Origin of the sequence: Microbulbifer sp. SAOS-129_SWC, from assembly GCF_039696035.1 — a bacterium.
GTDB lineage: Bacteria > Pseudomonadota > Gammaproteobacteria > Pseudomonadales > Cellvibrionaceae > Microbulbifer.
In genome coordinates, this window is sequence record NZ_CP155567.1 from 3,434,292 (window position 1) to 3,458,079 (window position 23,788).

At 63.5% G+C, this 23,788-nt stretch carries 8 protein-coding genes and 2 tRNA genes; 1 reads left to right on the plus strand and 9 read right to left on the minus strand.

The genetic code is table 11. From position 1 onward, the window contains the following. Position 1: 1 nt before the first annotated feature. The 6 genes from truB to ABDK11_RS14950 form a co-directional block, all read right to left on the minus strand. Entirely contained in the window at positions 2-943 is a 942-nt protein-coding gene (gene truB, locus ABDK11_RS14925; protein WP_346837312.1) for a tRNA pseudouridine(55) synthase TruB, read from the minus strand. A 3-nt stretch (positions 944-946) separates the two neighbouring features. After that, positions 947-1,342, minus strand: a complete 396-nt coding sequence (gene rbfA / locus ABDK11_RS14930; protein ID WP_346837313.1) for a 30S ribosome-binding factor RbfA — start codon at positions 1,340-1,342, stop codon at positions 947-949. Positions 1,343-1,433: 91 nt separating this feature from the next. Then, complete coding sequence (gene infB / locus ABDK11_RS14935; RefSeq protein ID WP_346837314.1) at positions 1,434-4,190, minus strand: translation initiation factor IF-2; 2,757 nt, start codon at positions 4,188-4,190, stop codon at positions 1,434-1,436. 171 nt (positions 4,191-4,361) lie between these two features. Continuing rightward, positions 4,362-5,867, minus strand: a complete 1,506-nt coding sequence (nusA, locus tag ABDK11_RS14940; RefSeq protein WP_346837315.1) for a transcription termination factor NusA — start codon at positions 5,865-5,867, stop codon at positions 4,362-4,364. A 57-nt stretch (positions 5,868-5,924) separates the two neighbouring features. Further along, on the minus strand, positions 5,925-6,389 hold the full coding sequence (gene rimP / locus ABDK11_RS14945; RefSeq protein WP_346837316.1) for a ribosome maturation factor RimP: 465 nt from the start codon (positions 6,387-6,389) through the stop codon (positions 5,925-5,927). A 226-nt stretch (positions 6,390-6,615) separates the two neighbouring features. Next, positions 6,616-6,692: transfer RNA gene (locus ABDK11_RS14950), tRNA-Met, on the minus strand. Positions 6,693-7,046: 354 nt separating this feature from the next. Here ABDK11_RS14950 and ABDK11_RS14955 point away from each other — a divergent pair. Next, positions 7,047-7,415: a VOC family protein gene (locus ABDK11_RS14955; RefSeq protein ID WP_346837317.1), complete on the plus strand. Its 369-nt coding sequence runs from the start codon at positions 7,047-7,049 to the stop codon at positions 7,413-7,415. Positions 7,416-7,569: 154 nt separating this feature from the next. Here the strand turns inward: ABDK11_RS14955 and ABDK11_RS14960 are convergent. The 3 genes from ABDK11_RS14960 to ABDK11_RS14970 all read right to left on the minus strand — a co-directional run bounded on the left by ABDK11_RS14960 (position 7,570) and on the right by ABDK11_RS14970 (position 23,390). Further along, positions 7,570-7,646, minus strand: a tRNA-Met gene (locus ABDK11_RS14960). A gap of 238 nt (positions 7,647-7,884) precedes the next feature. Beyond that, complete coding sequence (locus ABDK11_RS14965) at positions 7,885-13,065, minus strand: flagellar motor protein MotB (protein ID WP_346837318.1); 5,181 nt, start codon at positions 13,063-13,065, stop codon at positions 7,885-7,887. Between the two features lie 41 nt (positions 13,066-13,106). Beyond that, on the minus strand, positions 13,107-23,390 hold the full coding sequence (locus tag ABDK11_RS14970; RefSeq protein WP_346837319.1) for an isopeptide-forming domain-containing fimbrial protein: 10,284 nt from the start codon (positions 23,388-23,390) through the stop codon (positions 13,107-13,109). Positions 23,391-23,788 lie beyond the last annotated feature (398 nt).

Below are 23,788 nucleotides of genomic sequence, written 5' to 3' on the forward strand. Positions count from 1 at the left end.
GTCAGAGACCACTTACCAGACGCCGCGGTGCCACGCACCCGTCGTCGGTAATCTCTCCAACGCCCAGAAAATCGCCATTTTCCAGGAAGAGGCGCACCATATCACCTTCTTCTCCGATACGGTAGACCTGCAGATCCATTACCGGCTGCCCCTGACGCACATAGTAACCAGACTCATCCGGCAGGGTCAGCTTGGGCAGACCCGAGGCGGGAGAATCCATCGGCAGCAGGTGGTGATCCAGCACTTCCGCCCTGCCCTCGCCGCGCTCTTCGGTCAGCTCGTCGAGGGTGATGGCATCCGCCTCGTCGAAGGGGCCGGCGGCACTGCGGTGCAGCTGGTCGACATAGGCGCCGACCCCGAGGGCCTGCCCCAGATCTTCCGCCAGGCTGCGGATATAGGTGCCCTTGGAACAGAGCACCTCCACTTCCGCACGGGGATGGGTCCCGGGGGTAAAGCTCAGTAACTCGAACTCGAAAATCTCTATCGTGCGCGCCTCGCGCTCGACTTCCACACCCTGACGCGCCAGCTTGTATAACGGCTGGCCCTTGTGCTTCAGCGCAGAGTACATCGAGGGCACCTGCTGAATGCGGCCGCGGAACGCGTCCATCGCGTCGAGCACCGCCTGTTCGGTCAGGCCGGAAGCATCTCGGCTCTCCAGCACATCGCCATCGGCATCGCCGCTGGCGGTTGTCATGCCAAAACAGAAGGTACTGCGATAGCGCTTGTCGGCATCGAGCAGGTACTGGGAAAACTTGGTCGCCTCGCCGAAACAGACCGGCAGCACGCCAGTGGCGAGCGGGTCCAGCGCGCCGGTGTGACCGGCGCGGTTGGCGAAAAACAGGCGTTTGGCTTTTTGCAGGGCGTCGTTGGCGCTAATCCCGGCGGGCTTGTTCAGCAACAGCACACCGTTGACCGGCCGACCCCATTTTGGTCTGCGGCCCATCGGTTACTTTTCGCCTTCCTCGTCGTCCGAATGATGGCTGCGATCAGACTTGACCGCCTTGTCGATCAGCGCGGACAGCTCCTGACCACGCACGGAGGTTTCGTCGTAGCGAAAATGCAGGCGGGGGACAGAACGCATCTGGATGGAGCGCGCCAGCTGGCTGCGCAGGAAACCGGCAGCCTTGTTCAGCACCTCCATCGAGGTGTTGATCTTGGCGCGGTCGTCCTCGCCGACGAAGGTGACAAACACCTTGGCCATGGCCAGGTCACGACTCACCTCGACATCGTTGATATTGACCATGCCGAGGCGCGGATCGCGCACTTCCTGCTGGATCAGCTGCGCGAGCTCGCGACGCATGGCGTCGGCGACCCGGTCGGCGCGGTGGAATTCTCTTGCCATCGGTTACCTATATGAATGGCTTGCGCCCGTAAGTCAGGCTCCCAGGCCTCGATAGAGGATGTAGGAACCTGACTCTCAGGCGATTGGTCGATTAAAGCTCGCGGGCGACCTTGACGATATCGTAGACCTCGATCTGGTCGCCGGGCTTGACGTCGTTGTAGTCCTTCACGCCAATACCACACTCCATACCGTTGCGCACTTCCTGCACATCGTCTTTGAAGCGACGCAGGGACTCGAGTTCGCCCTGGTAGATCACCACGTTGTCACGCAGCACGCGGATCGGCTTGTTGCGGTGCACGATACCCTCGGTAACCATACAGCCGGCGACAGCGCCAAACTTCGGCGAGCGGAATACATCGCGGACCTCGGCGATACCGATGATGTCCTCGCGCAGTTCCGGCTCCAGCATGCCCGACAGCGCCTGCTTCACTTCGTCGAGCAGATTGTAGATCACGCTGTAGTAACGGATTTCCACCGCTTCCTGCTCAGCCAGCTTGCGCGCGGCAACATCGGCACGAGTGTTGAAGCCGATAACGATGGCGCCGGAGGTCAGGGCCAGGTTGATGTCGTTTTCGGCGATACCGCCGACACCACTGGAGACCACATTGACCGACACTTCTTCGTTACCAATGTCCGCCAGCGCACTCAGGATTGCTTCCAGGGAGCCGCGTACATCGGCCTTGATCACTACTGGCAGCACCTTGCGCTCGCCGGCTTCCATGTCCGCAAACATGTTCTCCAGCTTGGCTGCCTGCTGGCGCTGCATACGCTCGCGGCGCTCTTTCTCGGCACGCTGCTCAGCCACTTCGCGGGCCTTGCGCTCGTCTGCTACTACCAGGAACTCGTCGCCGGCGTCCGGCGTGCTGTCCAGGCCCAGCAACTCGACCGGGGTGGACGGTCCGGCTTCCTTGACCTGCTTGCCCAGCTCGTTGGTCATGGCGCGCACGCGGCCATAGCTCTGGCCCGCAAGGACGATATCGCCGCGCTTCAGCTCGCCGTTCTGCACCAGCAGGGTGGCAACCACACCGCGGCCCTTTTCCAGGCGCGACTCGATCACCACGCCGGTGGCCGGCACATCGACCTTGGCCTTCAGCTCCAGCATTTCCGCCTGCAGGGAGACGGCTTCAAGCAGCGCGTCGATACCGTCGCCGGTGTGCGCAGACACATTGATGAACTGCGTATCGCCACCCCAGTCTTCCGGGATCACATCTTTCGCGGCCAGCTCGTTTTTGACCCGATCCGGATCCGCGCCTTCTTTGTCACATTTGTTGATGGCGACAACCAGCGGCACGCCGGCAGCGCGGGCGTGGGTGATGGCCTCTTCGGTCTGCGGCATGACACCGTCGTCCGCGGCCACGACCAGGATAACCACGTCGGTGGCCTTGGCGCCGCGGGCGCGCATGGCGGTGAACGCGGCGTGTCCCGGGGTGTCCAGGAAGGCCACCTCGCCCTGGCTGGTCTTCACCCGGTAGGCACCAATGTGCTGGGTGATGCCGCCAGCTTCGCCCGAGGCGACCTTGGTCTTGCGGATATAATCCAGCAGTGAGGTCTTGCCGTGGTCGACGTGACCCATGACGGTCACTACCGGCGCGCGGGATACTTCTTTGCCCTCGACCTGCTGGGCCTGGGCGACCAGGCTGTCCTCCAGCGCGGTCTCGGAAACGTAAACCACCTTGTGGCCCATTTCCTCGACGATCAACTGCGCGGTATCGCGATCCAGGCTCTGGTTGATGGTGACCATCTCGCCCATTTTCATCAGGCGTTTGATCAGCTCTCCGGCCTTGATATTCATCTGCTTGGCCAGCTCACCGACGGTGATGGTTTCACCCAACTGAACTTCGTACACCTGCTTTCCTGTCGGCCTCTTGAAGCCGTGTGTGGGTTTGATTTTCAGAGTCGGACGCGACAGCGAACGGGTGCTGCGCTTTTCTGACTCGTCTTCAAAGACCTCCAGCGCCTGATCATAGAGCGAGGTCTTGCTGGACTTTTTCGGGCCCGACTTGGCGCCGCGGCGACCGCGGCGCTTGCGCGGCTCGTCGTCGTCGCGCGCGCGCTCTTCCGGAACCGTTTCCAGCTTGCGGCGCAGGGCCGGCTTCACTGCCTCGGCAGCTTTGGACTTCTCTTTCTTCTCCTGCTCGACGCGAGCGCGCTCCTCCTCGACACGGGCCTTCTTCTCTTCCAGCTCCCGTGCTTCCTGCTCGACCTGTTGCTTGCGACGCTCCATCGCGGCGATACGCATGGCCTCGATGTCATCGACATAGCTGGAACGCACTGGCTGTGGCGCCGGCTCGGACTTTTTCTCTTCGGCCTTTTCCGCTGCGGGCTCGGCTTCGGGCTCTGCCGGTGTTTCCGGCTCTGCGGCCGGAGCGGCCTGCTCCGCGGCAGCGGCTGCCGCCTCTGCAGCGGCCTTGGCTTCCGCTTCGGCTTCAGCGCGCTCGCGCTCGGCCTGCTCCGCGCGGGCCTTCTCCAGAGCGGCCTGCTCCTCCAGCGCCTTATCCAGTTCGGCCTGCGCCGCCTGCAGCTCTTCGGTTTCCGCTTCCTGCTCTTCCTGCGGGCGCTTCACATAGGTGCGTTTCTTGCGCACCTCCACGTTTACGGTTTTACGGCCGGTGCCAGAGCCGGTTTTCAGCGTCGTCGTGGTCTTGCGCTTCAGGGTGATCTTACGCGGACTTGCCTCCTGCTCCCCGTGACTGCTTTTCAGGAAGTTGAGCAGGACCTGTTTTTCCTCGTCCGACACCACTGCATCCGCAGAGGTGTGAGACAAACCCGCTTCTTTCATCTGCTTGAGCAGACGATCCTCGGTGGCACCAACCGATTTTGCGAGTTCGCTAACTGTTACTTCGGCCATTCTCTCTCCTAAAAGTCTTGGTCGGTGGAGCTAATCGTTATCTGTCGCACGACTGCCCGCTGCGCCGCGCCGCTGCTTCAAAGCAATGGCGCTGGCCCCGTCTATCCAATTGCGTTTCCCGGTCCTGCCCGTTGCGCTGAACGCTAACAGCCCAAATCACCGGGACAAAGTTTATTCCGCCTGCTCGCCGCTGTCTTCGGCAAACCAGGGTTCGCGCGCCTTCATGATCAGGGCGGCAGCGCGCTCCTGGTCCACGCCCTCGATATCGAGCAGGTCGTCCACCGCCTGTTCCGCCAGGTCCTCCATGGTGGCAACACCACGGCTGGCCAGCAAGTAGGCCAGGTGGCGATCCATTCCTTCCATATTGAGCAGGTCTTCCTGCGGCTCAGAGGCATCCAGCTGCTCTTCGGAAGCCAACGCCTGGGTCAGCAGCGCATCCTTGGCACGGGCGCGCAGCTCTTCGGCGATTTCTTCGTCAAAGCCTTCGATGTCCAGCATTTCCTCGATCGGCACATAGGCCACTTCCTCGAGGGTGGTAAAGCCTTCTTCAACCAGTACACCGGCGACGTCTTCGTCGATATCCAGGCGCGCCATAAAGGTTTCCATGATGCTGCCCGACTCGGCTTCCTGCTTGGACTGCCACTCGTCGATGCTCATCACATTGATCTGCCACTGGGTCAGCTCGGATGCCAGACGCACGTTCTGGCCACTGCGGCCGATGGCCATGGCAAGATTTTCCTCGGCGACGGCCACGTCCATGGAACCGGCGTCTTCGTCGACCACGATGGACTCGATTTCCGCCGGCGCCATGGCGTTGATCACGAACTGGGCCGGGTTGTCGTCCCACAGCACGATATCCACGCGCTCGCCGGACAGTTCGTTGGATACAGCCTGTACACGCGCACCGCGCATGCCGACACAGGCACCGACCGGATCGATACGGCCATCATTGGTGGTCACGGCAATCTTGGCGCGCAGACCCGGATCGCGGGCGGCACCCTTGATCTCGATGACCTCCTCGGAAATCTCCGGCACTTCGATGCGGAACAGCTCGATCAGCATCTCCGGGCAGGAGCGGCTCAGCATCAACTGCGGGCCCCTCGCCTCCGGCTGGATCTCCAGCAGGATGGCGCGGACACGGTCACCGAGACGAAAGATTTCACGGCCCACCAACTGGTCGCGCGGCAGGCGCGCCTCGGCGTTATTACCCAGGTCCACAGCGATAAAGTCGCGCGTCACCTTCTTGACGGTGCCGCTGACCAGGTCGCCGACGCGATCGCGATACTCATCCACCACCTTGGCGCGCTCGGCTTCGCGCACTTTCTGCACGATCACTTGCTTGGCAGTCTGTGCCGCAATACGGCCGAACTCAACGTTCTCCACTTGTTCGCGGTAAACGTCGCCAGCGCTCAGCTCGGGATCTTTCTCGTGCGCCTCTTCCAGGGTGAACTGGGTACCCAGCTCAGCCAGGGTATCGTCGTCTACGACTTCCCAGCTGCGGAAAGTCTCGTAGTCGCCGGACCTGCGATCGATGATCACCTGGATGGTGGAATCCTCGTCGTAGCGCTTCTTGGTGGCTGTTGCCAGAGCCGCCTCGATTGCCTGGAAAATAATATCCTGGTCAACGCCCTTCTCGTTGGAAACCGCCTCGGCTACCAGCAAGATCTCTTTGTTCATGCAGCTGTGCCTCTACTAAAAAGCTACTTTAAGCTTCATTGCGCCTGCAGGCAGACGCTATTTTTTAAATTGGGGAATAACGTTCGCCTTCTCGATGCTATCGATCGGCAACAGGTATTCGTTCTCGCTATCTACGCGCAACACCACTTCGTCGCCCTCGACGCCCGCCAGCAGTCCGCGCCACTTGCGCTGGCCATCCAGCGGCATACGCAGGCGCACTTCCACCTGGGCGCCGGCAAAACGCTCGAACTGATCGAGCTTGTACAGTGGACGATCCAGACCCGGCGAGGACACTTCCAAAGTGTATTTGCTGCCGATAGGATCCTCTACATCGAGCACGGCACTCGCCTGGCGACTGACCTTTTCGCAGTCGTCGACGGAAATCCCGTCCTCTGAATCGATAAAAATACGCAGCAGCGCACTGCGACCGTGGGTCTGGTACTCGATACCCCAGAGTTCACAGCCCAGCGATGCCACTACCGGGGCCAGGAGCCCCTCCAGCCGTTCGCGCTTGCTTGCCATTTACGATTTCCAGTAGACACAAACAAAAAATGGGCCCACGGCCCACTTCGACAGGTATCTGCAACTTTTTCGGCAGATACGAAAAAGCCCCTGACAGGGGCTTTGACCGCGTATTCACGCAGCCAGTATGCGCGAATACAAACTTGGTAGCGAGTCCAGCAAAAGCTGCAACCTTCGCCCGGCCATGCCGCCCAGAGCTGGGACACCCTTCTCTGAGACCTGAATTTGGTAGCGGGGGCAGGATTTGAACCTACGACCTTCGGGTTATGAGCCCGACGAGCTACCAGGCTGCTCCACCCCGCAACAACTCTTTTGGAAAGCAGATTCTGGTAATTCCTGCTCCCTGCAGCGGGTTGCCCCAACCGCTCAAGAGGCTGCGCATTCTAGGGGCGACGCGGTATCGAGTCAAGCCACATCTGGCATTTAATCGAACGCCACCCCCGGCGCACGCTTCACAGTATAGATAGAAAGCACGACGCCAGACAGAATTTTTGATCTGCCGGCCGCCAGGCATAGATACAATCCCCGGTAGTTACACCGGAACCCCCCGACTAACAGGTCAAAATCACCTCGTCCCGCGCGCGACGCGACACCGGCGACAGAGTACCCAACAGGAGACAGCCCCGATCACGGGGCCCCAATAGCGGGAGACTGACTATGCAACTTAATCACGTACTGGTGCGCACCACCGATCTCGACGCCATGACACACTTCTGGCGCGAATTGATCGGCCTCGAAGTCGGCGCGCGGCCTCCATTTCAGAGCCGCGGCGCCTGGCTCTACAGCGATGGCGAGCCGCTGATCCACCTGATCGAAGTGCCCGCAATCGGAGGTGACGGCTGCGTGGATCACATGGCCCTGGAAGGTGGCGATTACGAAACACTGCGAGCGAGACTTGAGGCCGGGCGCGCGGATTTTCGCGAAACCAGCGTGCCCGAAAGTGGCGACCGGCAACTGTTCGTCCGCGGCCCGGATGGACTGCGGGTGGAGCTGCTGTTTCGCAACGGAGAGGAGCGGCCAAAGTGAAGACTGCCATCAACCCGGCCCGGGCGCACCGAGTGCTTCAGCACGGTTGCCGGACTGGCAAGACTGTATCGCGACGCCAGGGATCGCTCGGCGCAGGATGGGCAAACAAAAAGGGGAAATAAAAAAAGGGCCCATCGGGCCCTTTTTTAAAATTTGGTAGCGGGGGCAGGATTTGAACCTACGACCTTCGGGTTATGAGCCCGACGAGCTACCAGGCTGCTCCACCCCGCAACAACTCTGTACAGCTGCACCCTGGTAAAGTTGCAACTGCTGGCGCCGGAATCCCCGAGCACCGAAGAGGCTGCGCATTCTAGTGATAGAGCCCCGACAAGTCCAGTCGTTTGGGGAAAAATATCGATAACTTTTTCCATCGCGACTTTTATAATTTTTTGCCAGGCGTGCCACGTATTTTTACGGGACGTGCCGCGCGCGCAAAACACGCGCATGCACGCGGCACGTCCTGCATTGATTACAGCTTGCCGATCACGTTCAGGAACACACCCTGGCTGTCGTAATCCAGCTGCGTCAGGTCATCGGAGAAGTCGGTGAAGTTGTAACCCACACCCACCTTCAGGTGCTTGCCCACGTGGCGGTAGAGACCGAGCAGAGCGCCGCTGCGACGGTCCTGGGCGTCCGGCAGGTCGAGCATGCGCCCCTCCACCATCAGGTCCCAGCGGTTGACGAAGTGCCAGTCGGCACGCAGCACGTAGAGGCTGGCGCGGCTGTCGAAGAACTGCGGATCCTGACGATCCTGGCTCAACTGGCCGAGGCGGTAGGCGTACTTGCCGCCCACAGTCCAGTGACGGTTGAGATCGTAGCTGGCATCCAACGAGACGATGTGGCTCTTCTGGATAAACTCGGCCGCCGTGTTCTGCACCGTGACCTGGTCGCGGGTCGGCACGTTATAGAAGTAGGTGTACTTCAGCAGCGTGTTCCAGCGGTCGTTGTCCACCGGGCGGTAGGCGTAGCCCATCACCGCCTCAGTGAACTTGCCATCGTAGAACTCGCCCTGCGAGCTCTGGCTGTCGGAGTAATTCAGCTTGCCGACCACGCGCCAGTCCGGATTGATCTGGTAGCTGGCAGTATTTTTCAGCAGCCAGGTCTTGCGCTCATTCTCGGTCACGGTGATGGCGTCGAGCGCCGTTTCCATATTGTCTGTGCGGTACTCCACCGCCGAGGCAACGCGGATATCGCCGTCGCTGAAGCCCATATTCAGCCCCAGGGCGCGGCGATCGGTCTTGGCGCCGGTGCGCGGGTCCTCGAGCTTGCCCGCCTCCACAGAGGTACCGTAGGTCCACTGGTCGTTCGGCGCCAGGTCCATGCCCAGAGCATGCGTCAGGCCGGTGGCCACATCGCCGTGGGTGTACTGCTCCTCACCGTAGACGCTGAGGCTGTCCGAGTAGCGGCTGCGGAAGCCGGTGCTCATGTTGCCCTTGCGCGAGCGCAGCCCGGTGTCGGTGCGCTCGTTATCGAGGGTGTAGTTGAGGTAGAGATTGGTGCGATCGGTCACCAGGTAATCGGTGCCCAGGCGCGCCGCGGTGCCGGTATCGCCACCGGACAACTCACTGTCCAGGTTCAGGCGTTCGCTGACCCGGTAGGAACCGCCGAAACCGGCGCGGTTGTTTTCCTCGCGGGTGCCGTTAGCATCCACGGTGCCCTGCACGAAACCATAGGCATTCCAGTTCTCGCCGGAATCGTAGGCCGCCTGCACGGCCATATCCGTGCGGTCGCCCTGCGTCTGGGTGGCGGGCACCACCGGCGAGAAATCCTCGCGGCTGTCGGCGCGGGCGCCGGTGGTCAGGCGCCAGCGGTCATTGATCTGATAGCCCACGGCCAGGTCCAGCGCGGAGGTCTGCAGTCCCAGTTGCTGTTCCTTGCTGTCGGCTTTCAGGTCCACATCCACGCGGTTGCCCACCGGCACATTGACCGTGGCGCCGTACTGGGTGGTATCGCCGTACACCAGCTGCCCGGGCGCCGAGAAGCCGGCGTCGCGCTGCTGGTGGTAGAAGGTACCGGAACCGCGTGAGCCGTCGAGGAAGTCACTGAGCTGCACGCTGCCTTCCACGCGCGCGGCGCCGGCCTTGGCCTGCGGATCCACCGGGTTGTCGGCATTGAAGCTGAAACCACCGTCGTAAGACGAGGTGCTGTCCAGGTTGCCGCCCTGGCTGTCGGCAGCCTCGATCTTCAGCCAGCTGCCGGCACTCTTGCGCAGGGTCAGGTCGACACCGTGCAGCGAGCTTTCGTTGTCCTCTTCATTCTGCTGGGTGCCGCTGACCCCGAGCTTGACGTAATCACCCAGCCAGTACTGGGCACGGCCGCCCACCGCCAGCGTGCTGATATTGTCGAAGCCGGGCGTGTACTCGTAGCGCGCCACCAGGTACTGCGGGTTGCCGTTGTAGGAGCCGTCCTGGATCAGCAGGTTGTCGTTGGCGATCGCCGACATCGGCTTGTTCAACAGCACGCGGCCCTGGATGTAATCCACATCGTAATCGATCACCGGGGTCAGGTTTTTCACCGCCAGCACGATGCCCGAATCCTTGTCCCGCACTTCCACTCGCAGGCGCTCGGAACCGGTCAGAATGTCCTGGTGGCGCAGGTAGTACAGGGAGCCGCCGGTACCGCGGAACTCGTCGCGCCCGGCAATGGTGCCCGGCTCGGCACTGAAGCCGTCGATCTGGAAGCGCTTCTCGCCGAAGCTGGTGGTGGCGTCGCTCTCGTAGTGGCCATCAGCGCCGTAGAGGGCGCGGTCGATCTGCGCCAGTTCGTTGTCGGTGTAGGCGGCCTTGAAATTGCCCCACATACCGTAGTCGTCGAAACGCGACAGCTTGACGTAGAACTTGCCGGACGTGGGCGCGTCCTCTGCCACGGTGGAATCATCACCGAAGGTGGGGTAATAGAGATCGCTGTCCAGGCGGCGGAACAGCGCATCCGGGGTCTTCTCCATAAAATTGGAGAACAGCTGGTCCACCGGGCCCTCTTCGGTGTCGGCACTGGCCGCCAGGCGCCAGCCGTCGCCGAAGCCGCCGCTGGTGTAGAACGCCAGGCGGCCGTCGTAGCTGACCGAGTTGTCGTAGTGGGTCTGGTCGCCGGTGACCAGCGCCGCCGGACCGTTGGTGTCGTCGACGCCGATGGTCAAATCGGCGATACCGACACTGAACCAGTCGTCATTGGCGAATTTCAGATCGCGCAGGTACAGGTCCCCGTTGCCCTCCGGATCCAGCACTGCCACTTCCACCGTGTGCAGGCCGCGGGTGAAAATCTGCTCGGCGACGAACTCGCCCTGATCGTTGACTGGTACCGGGTTACCCGCCAGCCACACGGTGTGCTCGGGCGGAATGCGCGAGCCATTGACCAGCACGGTATTGCCGTCCAGCGGGATCTGCTGGCGCGCCAGGCGATTCTCGCCGTAGCCGACCAGCAGCTCTTTCTCCGGATTGGTTTCCTTCTGCGGTGGATCGACGCGGTCCACCAGCCACAGGGTCTGCGGCTTGGTCTCGTCGTAGCGGCCGTTGTCATCGTATACCCGCAGCAGGTACTGCAGTTTTTTCAGCGGTGCCTGGAACGCGTCGAAATCCGCCGCCCAGGCGCCGCGGCCGTTGCGATCCAGCGGCACCACCGCCAGCGGCTTGTCGCGCACCGACTGGTCTTCCTCGAACAGGCGCACCTCGGCCTTGCGGATAAACGTCGGGTAGTTGGTGTAGCTCTGGAACTGCACGCGGTTGTCGGCAATTTCCGTAGCGGGATCGTCGGCGTAGCGGATGGTGTTGGGCCAGGCGCTGACATTCAGGCGCGGCGACATCTTCTTGTTGTCGAAGCGGAACTGGATATGCGCCTGCTCCAGCGCCACATCGGTACAGCGCTGCAGATCGGCGGAGTTCTTGTACGGATCGTATTCCGGCGTGCCGTCCACGGTGATGCGCATCAGGTTCAGGGCGTAGGGATTGTGTGCCAGTGCCTCGCGATTGATGCGCTCGATATCCATGCGGTCCTGGTCCGCCAGCACCGCGAGCTCATCGTAGAGTACCTGCACTTCGACACGGGCGCCGTCGGGGGCGATAAAGCCGGTGGCCACCACATCGTCGGACTGCACGAAACCGCGGCCCTCGAATTCCACCTGGCTATCGCTCAGGTTCAGCTGCTGCTGTACCGCTTGCATCGCGCGGCGCGCGCGGGCGCGGGACAGGCCGACATCATCGCCGTAAACCATCGCCTCGCGGCGCTCCATGCGCTCGTTATCGGTATAGCCGACAAAGCTCACGCGCACATTGGTCTTGTTCGCCACTTCCGCCATGACCTTGCGAATATGCTCCACCTGCGCCGGGGAAATCACCGGGTCGCCGTTTTCGAAGCGGATCGGCGCAATCGGGCCGGTGGGCGATTCCTGCGCGATGGTGATGGTTTCCGCGCTGGCCGCCTCGGGGCAGGCCTGCACGCCGTCGAGCGCGGTTTCCATCGGATCGTCGTACCAGAATTCCACTTCCACGCGGCGGTTGAGCGAACGGCCTTTGGGCGTGTCGCTGGCGGCGATCGGTTGCGTGTCGCCCTTGCCGCTGCTGGTCACCGCATCGGCCGGCAGGCCCAGCGCGTCGCGCACTGCCAGCGCGACTCTTCTGGCCTCGGCGCGAGACAGCGCCATCTGATCGCTGTAGAGCCTGGCCGGCCCTTCCGGCAGCGGCAGTCCGTCGGTGTGGCCGACGAAATGAATCACCAGGTTTTTCTTGTCGGCCAGGTTGGCGCGCACTTCGCGGATGCGGCGCACGAAGGCCTCCGGCAGGTCCACCTGCCCCGGCTGCCAGCGCAGCGGCGTGACCAGGTTTTTCAACCGCGCGCGCTGCTGGCTGCCGGCCTTGTAATGCAGGCGGCAAACGGTTTCCTGGCGGCACACCTTGACCCGGTTGAGCTGCAGCGCCTGGGCGCGCTGCGCCTCGGCCTCGGACTTGGCGTCCGCCGGCTGGTAACTGAGCTGCACCTGCACGCGGCGGTTCTGTGCGCGGCCAACGCTGGTGATATTGTCCGCGAGCGGCTCCGCGTCGCCGCGCCCCTCGAAACTGACCGCGTCCTTGGGCAGGTCCAGCGCCAGCTGGACATAGTCCGCCACGTATTTCGCCCGCGCGCGGGTGAAGGCTTTTTTATCCGTGTATTCGGCCAGTTGCTGCGGGCGCAGCGGATCGGCATCGGTGTGGCCGATAAAATGCAGTTTCACCGTGCTTGTGTCGCCGAGCGCGGCGATCTTGGCTTTCAGTGCCTCGAGCGCCTCTGCGGGCACGGCATCGTCCACCGCGCTGTAGGGCAGCGGATCGATCGCGTTGTCTTCCACCACTGGCTGCTGCGCTTCGCTGTACAGCGTCGGGTCCTGCACCCACTGCCGGCGCGGCTGGCCCAGCAGCATGGTTTCGGTGTTGTGGCCCACGGGAGACTCTTCGAACTGTGCTTGCGGCTCCTGCACTTCCGGCGACAGGCCGGGGATTTTTTTCCACACCTGCCACCAGGCGGCCTGTTGCTGCGTTTGCGCGGTTTCGGCTGTGTCAGCACTTTCCTGTGCCGCGACAGGTGTCGCCAGGGACACGACCAGGGGCAGCGTCGCAAGCAGGACGCGGCCACAGCGGGCCGCTCCGGCTCTGGTTGATTCCCCGGTATTGATTCGTTTCATTCCATTTTCCGTCTTATTCAATCCGTCTTCACAAGAGAACATCACTCCAGTCCCTCGCTGCCCGGCGGCGCTCCGCGCCGCCAGTAGACCTCGGTTTCAATCGTCAGCTCGTAATCGCCGTAGTTGTGCGCCCATTCTTCGGCCAGCTTCGCCTTCATCACCTGCAGGCGCCGATCCACCAGGTCCGGGGCCTCGTTCTCGGCCAGGTACGACAGCCGCAGCACCGACGGCGCTTCGCTCAGTTTTTTCAGCAGCAGCTCGGTGCGCGAGTGCCACTGTGGGCGCAGCTCGGTGGTGCCCGGCTCGAACACCGCCTCTGCCAGGTCCAGGCGCACCACCCGGTGCAGGCTGCTGCCGAAGTTGACCTTGATCATCTTGCCGCGCGTGGCGCGCACCACCCGCGGGTTTTCACTGGTCAGGCGGTAGCCGCTGGGCAGGCTGCGGTCGTCCAGCTTGAGCACGAAGTTGGAGCCGCGATCACGGTTCGGCACCACCGCACAGGTGATGTGGTAGCGGCCGTGGGCGTCGGTGGTGGCGTGCAGGCCGGTGGCGGTGACCAGCCGCGCACCGGCTACCCCGCCCTCGCCGGCGTCCTGGTAGCCGTTCAGGTTCTTGTCGTCGTAGACCTTGCCGATCACGTCGGTGCAGTCGAAGGTCGGGTCGGGGATCACGCGCACCGTGGCCGAGGCCTCGCCGGAGGCCTGCTGCCCGGACAACTGGTTGAACATGCGCGCGCGGTTGACGTACTTGCCTTCGCCGACACCGGAGCCGACCACCAGCAGCAGTTTCACCGTGCGGGTCTGGTCCGGTTGCACGCGCAGGTCCGGCCACACCAGCTGCAGGCCGTCCACCTGCGGTTCGATCGCGCGGCCGTCCACCCGCGCGGAGCCGGCCACATACTTGAAGCCGGCGGGGAAGAAGTCCACCAGGCGCAGGTCGCTCAGCGGCACCCCCAGCGTATTGCTGAAGGTGATGGTGTAGGGCACCAGCTGCGAGCGGGTGACGTTCAGCAGCGCGGCGGTTTTGGTGATCGACAGGGCACCACCGAGCTGCGGGTCTACCGGGATATGGTTGTTGAATAGCTGGCTCTCACCGGGGATGCGGTTGTCGTCCAGCCGCACGCGCAGGTAGTAGTTGGTGCCCGCATCGCGCGCGTCCACGTCGAGCGCCGGCGCCTGTTCGGAGACCTGCACTTCGCAGTGCTCCGCGGTGGCGGGCACCTGGTCGGCGGGGCTGCCGAGACACGCGGCCACATCGAAGCCGGCGGTGTCGGCGTTGGTCTGCGGCGGGATGATCTGCGATTCACCGGCGACAAAGTCCTCACCGGGCATACGCACCTGCAGCAGGTAGTCGCGGTTGGGCGGACAGGCGGCGTCGCTGAAGTTGAGATCGAACTTGTAGTAGCCGCCGGCGCGGGTGACCTGGTTCTGCTGCTTGTCGTCATCGAAACAACGCTCCGGCAGGGCCTGGCCGGTGCGCGCGCTGAGCATGGTGACAATGGCACCGGCCACCGGTTGGCGCTGCACCGCGTCGTAGACTACCCCGTTGGGGGTCAGCGGCAGATTCAGGTTCTGCAGATTGGTACCGGAGCCGATATAGATATCGCTGATCTGCTGCGGGCCGTTGCTGAAGTCGGAGCTGCCGTTACCCAGTGACGCGGTGCTGGCACCGGCACCGGGCGCCGAATAGCGCAGCTGGTAACTGGCGCCGCCGGCAGTCGCGCTGGAAGTGCTGTTCGGCAGCAGGCCGCTAAACTGGAAGAATCCGTTTTCATCACTCTGCACGGTTTCCTGCAGCGCATTGTTGAAATACAGCGCCACACTCCAGTTTTGCAGCGGGCGTTCGTTACCATCCAGTTGCTCGTTGAAATTCACATCGTGCCAGAGGTAGCCACTCAGGTTGGCAATACCCGGGGTACCGCCCAGGTCGATGGCGGCGCTGGCCTCGGCGCTGGAAGCGGGATCGTTCCACTGCACGGCGGCGGTGTTCACCACGCTGAACCCGATCGCCAGGTTGCTGGCAAGCCGCGCGCGGAAGCGCAGCGTAGCGGTTTTATCCGGCGGCAACTCACCGAAGCTGCCGGCGAAATCCGCACTGATCAGCGAGCCATTGACACTGATACCGCCGGCCTGGCCATTCAGCTGCGCCGAGCCATCCACGTAGGTGAGCACGCCGTCACCGGCGCGCAACAGGTCATCGCTGATATCCACCTGGGTGGCCGGCACTGCGCCGATGTTGGTGACCTTGACCAGGTACTCCAGTGTCGCGCCGGCCTCCGCGGCACCGCCGCCGACCACCGCCACTTCCTTGGTGATCGACAACTGCTGCGCGTCGCCGACAACAATTTCCGTCGGCTGGGCGCCGTTGGAGGGATTGCCGTCGGCATCGGTCAGTGCCAGCGGCAGCTCCGCGGTGGCGACACTGCCCTGGTTGCTGATCACGGTACCGGTAGCGGTGCCCGCATTGACGCGGACTTCGAACGTCACGGTGGCGCTCTGCCCGGAACTGATCACGCCCTCACCGGCGCCGGGAAGTGGCGGCGTCAGGTCGTCGGAAGAGATTGGCAGACCGGCAGCGAGGCGCGACGCCGCGCCATCGTCCGCTACCGCAATGCCGTTCAGCTGGGTGGTGCCGGCTTCGTAGCTGGTGTTGGCCGGCAGCGGGTCGCTCAGCACCGCATCGCTGGCGTCGACACCGCCGGTATTGGTCACGGTGATGGTGTAGCGCAGCACATCGCCCGGATCGACCAGACCCGCGGTCAGGTTGTCCTCGGCGATCTCCACGGTTTTGCGCACCAGCAGCAGCGGCACATCGCCGACAATATCCACGGTCGGGTCATCGGCAGCGCTGGTGTCGGGATCGTCGGACGGCGCCTCTTCGAAAGCGCCGCTGCCGTCGCCATCGCCGTTGGCGAAGCCCTGGTTGGAAATCAGCGTGCCGTCGGCCACATCATTGATAGTCACATCGAACGTTATGACGACCGGCTCGGCGCCGCTGGCCGCGGCGATGACCACGCCATCGCTTTCGCCACCGGAATGAATCGACATGCCCGCAGCCAGCGGCGTGGTGCCGTCGACATCCGCCACCGCGGCACCGTTCAGCGTGGTGGAGTTGGGCGTGTAAGTGGTATTGGCCGGTACCAGGTCGCGCAGCGTGACCTTGGCCGCATTTTCACTGCCGGTATTCTCCACGCGGAGGGTGTAGCGCAGGGTATCGCCGGCGAGCAGCAGGTCGGCATCCCCGCTGATATCCGCAGAAGTCTTTTCGACCTCGATCGCCGGCGCGGAACTGATCAGTGTTTCGGTGGGATCCTCGGCGCCGCTTTTCTGCGGGTCATCGCTCACCCCGAACACGGCGCCGGCAATACTCAGCTGGGCCTGGTTCAGCACCACCGTGCCGCTGCTGATCACCGGTACCAGCGTCGCCTCGAACTCGATGGTGAGGGTGTCGCCGGGCTGCCCCGCCGCGGCGATATCCAGATGATCGACTTGCAGCAGGCCACTGCCCTTGGCACCGCCACTGCCGCTGATCGTCACACTGGCACCGGCGGGTGCCTGCACCATCGCCAGCGAATCGGCCGCGAAGCTGGCCACGCCATTGAGGCGGTCCAGCTCATCGCTGAGGCTGAAGTCAGCCAGCGGCACGTCGCTGACATTCTGGATTTCGATGGTATAGCGCAGACGATCGCCGGGGCTGGCTTCGCTTCCGGTCGCGCCGGTGGTCACATTGAAGACACTCTTGCGCGTTTGCAGAATCGCCGCCTCCAGCGTGAACTGGTGGCTGTCCTGGTGATCCACAACACCGGGCGTGCCGTCGGTCAGCTGGCGCTGGTAGGCGTAGCGCTCGGACGATGACGCCGGCGCGCTGAACCACTGGGTAGCGCCGGCGATATTCACCAGCGTGCTGCCGTTGATGTTGTCCGCGTCCGCTTGCACCTGGTAACTCAGGATCAGGTGATCACCCGGCGCCAGCGCGTCGTCGGTTTGCAGCGTGGCGGAAAACTCGCAGGTGGGCGTACCGGAGGTAAAACCGACGGCAAAATCACTGGCGGCGAGATTGACGCTGGAGCCATCGGCCCTGTTGATCACCGCCGTCTGGATCACCGGCTGGGCGTCGCAGATACCGCCCGGGGTCGGGTTGGGCAGCCAGTCGGTAAGGGTCACATTCCACGCGCGGGCCTCGCCGGTGTTTTGCACATCGAGCGTGAAGTTGTCCGGCGTGCCCACGTGCAATGACGCCGGGCCGGTTTTGCTGACCACCAGCTCCGGGTGCACGATGGTGACCGGGTCGGCGTCGCCGCCGGTACTGGCGTCGTCACCCTGGCGCGCGACGCCATTGTCGTAGTCGTACCAGGCGTGGTTGACGAACGGCGCCGTGCGACTCTGGTTGTTGGCCGTGTTCAGCACCTCGACGGTCACCTGCACTTCCACCTGCCCGCCCGCGGGGATATCGATACCGCCGCCGGTGCCGGACAGCAGCAAATTGTCCGTAGTGCCGCTATTGGTTAGCGCAACACCGCCCAGCGTGGCGGCGACAAATCCCAGGTCCACTCCGGTCGCTGCCAGGTCATCGTGAATCTGCACATCCTGCAGCGCCACATCCACCGGTGTAGCGGGCACGGTGAGGGTGTAGGTCAGCTGATTGCCGATAGCGACACTGCTCTGTGCCGCCACCTTGCTCAGCACGCCCGGCCCGGGCGTGGTGAGGGTGGCGCTGGCCGGCGCACTGGGGCCGTACTGCTGGCGCTGGTCCACGCTGCCGCCGGCGGGCACGGCTTCATCGTCGAAGGAGAAATAGCGTTCCGCCTGCGCACTGTTGACCAGTGTCAGGCCAGCGCCGACATTGGTGTCGACACTGACCTGGTAAACCAGGGTCAGGGTGGCGCCCGGCGCGATGGTGTAGGTGTCGGCGCCGCCGCTGTTGAAGTCCCAGCGCGCGGTGCCGCTGCCGGCGTCATAGACCGGCGCCAGCGCGGGCAGGTTTGCGCCGCCCATTGAAACCGACACGGTGCTGGGCCCGCCATTCTGGCGCATGCCCGGCGGCAATGTGTCGAGCACCACCGGATCGTAGGCCGGCGCGGCGCCTTCGTTGGTGACCGCGACCGTGTAGGTGGCGGTTTCACCGGCAACGACCACGCTGTCACCGCCCGCGGTAGCCACGCTCTTGGCGACCGACAGCTGCGGCTGCAGCAGCGCCGCGGTGGCCTCGGCGGTCTTGCCCGGCGCCGCAACGCCGGCAACGGTGTAATCCAGCGTGGCGCTGTTGAGCAATTGCTGATTGGTGGGGTTCTGGGCCAGGGTGTCGTTGGCCACCCGGGCGCGGTAGACAATCTTCAGTTCGTCGCTGCTGCTGCCCGCCGGGTTGGTCAGCGAGCTCCAGTTCCAGGTCAGTTTCTGCGGCGTACTGATACCGTCGCCGCTGACGGTGGGATCGGCGGTGCCGGCCACACCGAATTCACTGACACTCACGACCTGCTCGAACACCATGCCCAGCGGCAGGCTGTCCGCCAGCTGCAGGTTGTTGTGGGTGCCCTTCTGCAGGCCGAGGGTCAGGGCGAAATCCACCCGGTCGCCCACGCGCAGCGCGTCGTCACCGGCACCGAAGGTATCCGACACCCGTGCCTTGGCCAGGGTGGTGTTGTCCGGCGCGCCTACGTTGGTGCTGTCGGAGGCCCGGTAGTCGTTGTAGCCGCCGCTGCCGTCGCGCTCGTTGCTGTCGCTGCCGCTGAGGCTGGTCCAGGTGGCGGTGGCCACATTGCCCAGCACTTGCCCCGGTGACACATTGTCCTGGACCTGCACCTGATAGACCACTTTGACCAGCTGCCCCTTGACCATGTCGCGGGCCGGCCAGGTCAGTACCTGTGGCGAGCCGCTCACCGTCGGTTCGCTGGCGGCGCCGTCGATGGTGGCGGAACCGGGCACGTATTGCAGGCCGGTGCTCAGGCTGTCCACCAGCGCCAGGTCGAAGGCGGTGGAGTAATTGGCACCGTCTTGCGCCTGCAACAGCACTGTGTAGGTCAGTATGTCGCCCACCTGGGCGGTGGTGTCCGGGGATACGGATTTGTCGACGCTGACCTCCGGCTCGACGATGGTCAACGTCGCCGAGGGCGCACTCGCCAGCGCAGTGCCGCCGTCGTAGATGTAGGAAGCGCTGTTGTTGAAGGTATCGCCGGCATTGGTGCCGCTGCTGTTGGCCACATGGGTGGTCAGGGTGACGAGCACCTGCTGCCCGGCGGCCACGCTGGCGAGGCTCAGACTGATGTTCTGGCCACTGCTGTTGTCGGTAGCGGAGGCCGGGTTGCCGCCCACGGTAACCGCGGCGCTGTCGTAGACCAGCGCTGCCGGCAGCGTGTCGGTAATTACCAGGTTATTGCGCACGATATTGTCGGCGGGCACGGCAATGGTGTAGGTCACCGACTCGCCGATGGTGGCTACGCTACTCGGCGACAACAGGGTTTTGACCGGCGGCTGCGGGTTGCTGCTATTGATCATCCACACCCGGTCGACGCTGCCGTCGGTGTACTCCTGCCCGGCGGTACCCGGCAGGGACCAGTAATTTTTCAGCGCGGCACCGTTGCTCCAGGCACTGGTGGCGCTGACATCGGTGTGGAAGCCGACGTTGTAGTCCAGCGTCAGGCACTGACCCGCCGGCAGCGGCACATTGTCGTGCAGGACGATACTGAAACTGCCGCCGCGGGCGGGAGCGGTGTAATCGAAATCGGCCGCGGCCACGGCGGTGCCGTCGATGGCCAGCGCCGGCGGCGTCGCCAGGTCGGCCTCGTCCAGCTGGCTGGCGAGGGTATCGCCGAGCGCGACGTTATAGGCCGGCGCGTCGCCATTGTTACAGCTCTCGAGGTGGAACTGCATCTGCTGGCTGGCCAGATCCACCTGGAAGGGATTGGCCTGGGAACCGTCGCCGCTCACCGCAACCGGGTTGCTGCCGTCGGTGACCGTGCCGGTTTTGGCGATGCTGCTCAGCACCGGCTGCAACACGTCGATGTCGGCGCTGGCCGACTTCGGCGCGGCGGCGCCGGTATAGGTCATCTGCGCGCTGTTAGGCAGGTTGGTGGTGGCCGCCTGGGTCAGTGTGTCGGTGACGACTTCGGCCTGATACTCGATCACCAGCTGGTCGTTGGTGTCGTCCGCATCCGGGGTGTTGGTGATATCGCCGAGATTCCAGGTCAGCGTACCGGTGGCGCCGGCGGCGGGTTGGGCGACCGGGGTGAAACTGATATTGCCCGCGTAAGTCAGGCTGGAGGTAACCAGTTTGAGGCCATCCGGCAGTGCGTCGGTCACCTGTACCGCCTCGGTCTGGCCCTCGCGCAGATCGAGGGTCAAGCGGTAGGTGACGGTATCGCCGACGCGCAGTTGGCGGTCGTCTGCCGTACTGAAGCTGTCGTCCCAGCTGTCGGACGCCACTGTTTTGGCGAAGCCGGTGGTGTCCTGCGTGGCCAGCGGCGCGCTGGACAGGGCAATAAAATAGTTGTCCAGGGCGGCCGTGTCGGGGGCATCGCTGCCGCTGCGCTCTCCGGCCACGGCGCCATCCAGTGAGGTCCAGTCGGCGATGACACTGTTGACCAGGTCGCTGCCGTCGACACTGTCTACCTGCACCTGGTAAGTGAGCACCAGAGAACTGCTCGCGGCAATGTCCAGCGATTCATCGCCGCGGTCGCGTCCCCAGATCAGCTGGTTGCCGCTGACTGCCGGCGCTGAAGCACTGCCATTAATCTGGGCGGAACCGGCGACCAGCGACACGCCGGCAGGCAGTGTGTCGGTGATAGAGACATCGTAGGCGGTGGAGTTGCCGTTGTTTGGCAGGGTGACCGTGTACTCCAGCGTGTCGCCGCCCTGCGCCGCCGCGCTGCCGCCGCGGGTGACATTGACTACCGTTTTGCTGGCCGAGGACAGGTCCGGCTCCACCACGGTCATCGGTGCAGTGGTATCCGCCGTGCCCGAGCCATCGCTCTGGCTGCCGCCCTGGGAACGGCTGTAGGTATAGCTGGCGGTATTGCTGAACGTGGTGCCGTCCTGGTTGGCGAGATCGTTTTTCAGGCGCACCTGCAGCGTTACCTGCGCCTGCTCCCCCGCGGGAATATCCAGGCCGGTGACCGTGTTGCGCAGCACCAGATCCGTGCTGTTGCCGCCATTGCTGAGGGTGTAGTTGGTGCCGTTGACCGCGGCGCTGGCACCGACAAATTCGAGATTGGACGGCAGGCTATCTTTTACCTGCACGTCGTACAGCGGTCCGGCCACCGGCGTCGCCGGTACGGTGATGGTGTAACTGAAGGTTTCGCCGATGGCCGCATCGGTATCGCTCGGGTTCAGTTTCTGCAGCGGCCCCGGGCGCACTACCGTCACCACGGTGACATCTTCGTCCCCGAGCGTGGTCGGGTCGGAAATGCCGTTGACGAACGGATCGTCACTCGGATAACTGGTCGGCACCGGGTCCACGGAGGTGATGCCGGTGGCCTCCAGCGAGGCCTGGTTCTCGATGGTGCCGCCGCTCGGCACGCTGCTGTCTACGGTCGCCCGCAACTGAATCACCAGGTCATCGCCCTGCGGCAGTGACAGCACTGCGCCACCGACGCCCTCGACCAGCAACTGACCGGCACTGATCGTGCACACCGGATCGACGGTGACCGCGGCTGTGCCATCGATCTCGCAGGCCACCACCGTGGGGTTGACCAGCTCAGCCGGCAGCGGATCAGTCACGCGGATATCGCTGATGTTCTGGTCCACGTTGAACAGGTGGATGTTGTAGGTGAGCTGGTCGCCCGGCGCGGCGCTGGTCGCCGGATAACTGCCGGTGGTCTCGTTGGTGACGGTCTTTTCGAAATAGTACCCGGACAACGCCACCTGCACCGACGCCGTGTCCTGCTCGTCGTCGGTCCCCGGCGTGCCGTCGGTGCGCTGCCCGGTGAAACCGACGCGGCTGCTATTGGTGCTCGCGTCGTTGTACCAGGCAGTGGCCGCAGCAACATTGTCCAGCACATCACCATTGGCCGGTTCTGCGGGCGAGCCCTGCGGGTCCAGCTGGCCGCTGTAGGTCACCTGCAGAATCCCGTTCGCCGCCAGTCCGCCGGCCGCGTCGGTCAGTTCGATGGTCAACAGCCCCTGCCCGGAGTTGTAGGACACGGTGTAGTCGCTGCCCTCGGTCAGCGCGCTGCCCGCCAGGGTGACCTGCACACTCGAGGAGGGATCGGCGGCGCGCATCCCCTGCGGCAACTGGTCTTCGACCACGATATCCCACGCCGGCGAACCGCCCACATTCTGCACACTCAGGGTGTAGCTGGGCGTATCGGAGAAATTGACTGCAGTGGCACCGGTGCTCTTGGTCATCTGCAGGTCGGGGCTGGAAATACTCAGCAGCTCGGCAACGCCGTTTTCACCCGGCAGCGGATCGTAGAAGGTTCCGTCGATCTCGCGGGCAAATTGCCACTCGGCGGTATTGATGAACGACTTGCCGATGTAGTTGTTGGCGGTGTTCTTCAGTACCGACTCAATTTCGAAGTGCACCTGCGAGCCCGCGGGCAGCGTCTCCGGGTTCAGGATCTGCAGTTCCAGCTTGCCCGGGTTATTGGCGCTGCCGTTGATGTAATTGAGGGTGTAATCGCTGCCCTGCACCATCGGCGTACTGCCGTAGTAGGCGCTCACACCGAGGACTTTCAGGTCCACGCCCAGCGCCGCGGTGGAGAGGTCATCCCAGATGGTGATGTCCTGGATATTGTTGAGCGAGCCCGCGGTTTGCAGCACGGTGCCATTCACCGGGTCATACAGCACCGGCACGTTAAGCGTGTAGACAAACGGCACCCCGACTGACACCGAGGAAATGGGGTTGCCATTCAGGTCTGTGGCCTGCTTGTCGATCTTTTCCACCGGGATGACCAGATCCTGGCACCCCGCCTTGACCGTACTGAAGTCCGAGCCGTTAACCGCCCACACCGACACACTGCCGGAGACATTGGCACAGGCAAAGTTGCCCGAGTAGCAGACATTGTCGAAAACGATCAGGGTACCGTCCGGAGCACCGGCAAAGTTCAGCGTCGACCCGAGTGGATTGTCACAGCTGAAGTTCTTTACCGTACAGGAGCGGTCGATCGAGAGCTGGTCACTGGGTGCCATGGTGCGGCCGCTGCCATCGGTGGTCGAGGCATAGGGCCCATCGATGACACAACCAGCGGGGGTACCGGGAGTGCCCGGTGTGGTCTCGAAATCGGACACTTTGAAGGAATCCGCCATTGCCACCTGGCCGAAGGCCAGCGACAGCATCATCCCGAGTAACACGCGCGCGCAAAATGCCGGCAGCGATGAGCTGCAGCTGTGCAAAAGACCACCAAGGCCGTTTTTTATAGATTTCAGTCCTGCTACTTCCGACATCATCATTGTTTGCCAGCCGCCACTCTCGATTAATAATTGCGCGGTCCCCCCCAGCCTGCGAGCCAATAGGCAGGGGCCGCCGCCGGGCAGGCAATTCCCGGTGGGCAAACTTTATTCAGAACGGGGCGTAGCAGCCGTGAAGCAGGTCATAAATAGCTGTTTGGCAGGTAACTTTTTTAAGCTTTGCCAAGTGGTTCTCAGGGGAACTTGAGGTGGATTCTTAAGTGGCGACCGGCGAATCCGCGCCCTTGCGGCCCTGGGCCGTGTGCCCGCTCGCGGAGACTCGCTCCCCGGGCGCGCACCGGTATCGCAGGCAAGGCCGCCCGGGCAACAACAGTGTTTTTGTT

Bases quoted from the DNA above. Each gene is read 5' to 3' on its own strand.
- truB (WP_346837312.1), bottom strand. From the start codon at position 943: ATGGGCCGCAGACCAAAATGGGGTCGGCCGGTCAACGGTGTGCTGTTG.
- rimP (WP_346837316.1), bottom strand. From the start codon at position 6,389: ATGGCAAGCAAGCGCGAACGGCTGGAGGGGCTCCTGGCCCCGGTAGTG.
- infB (WP_346837314.1), bottom strand. From the start codon at position 4,190: ATGGCCGAAGTAACAGTTAGCGAACTCGCAAAATCGGTTGGTGCCACC.
- rbfA (WP_346837313.1), bottom strand. From the start codon at position 1,342: ATGGCAAGAGAATTCCACCGCGCCGACCGGGTCGCCGACGCCATGCGT.
- nusA (WP_346837315.1), bottom strand. From the start codon at position 5,867: ATGAACAAAGAGATCTTGCTGGTAGCCGAGGCGGTTTCCAACGAGAAG.
- ABDK11_RS14955 (WP_346837317.1), top strand. From the start codon at position 7,047: ATGCAACTTAATCACGTACTGGTGCGCACCACCGATCTCGACGCCATG.
- ABDK11_RS14965 (WP_346837318.1), bottom strand. From the start codon at position 13,065: ATGAAACGAATCAATACCGGGGAATCAACCAGAGCCGGAGCGGCCCGC.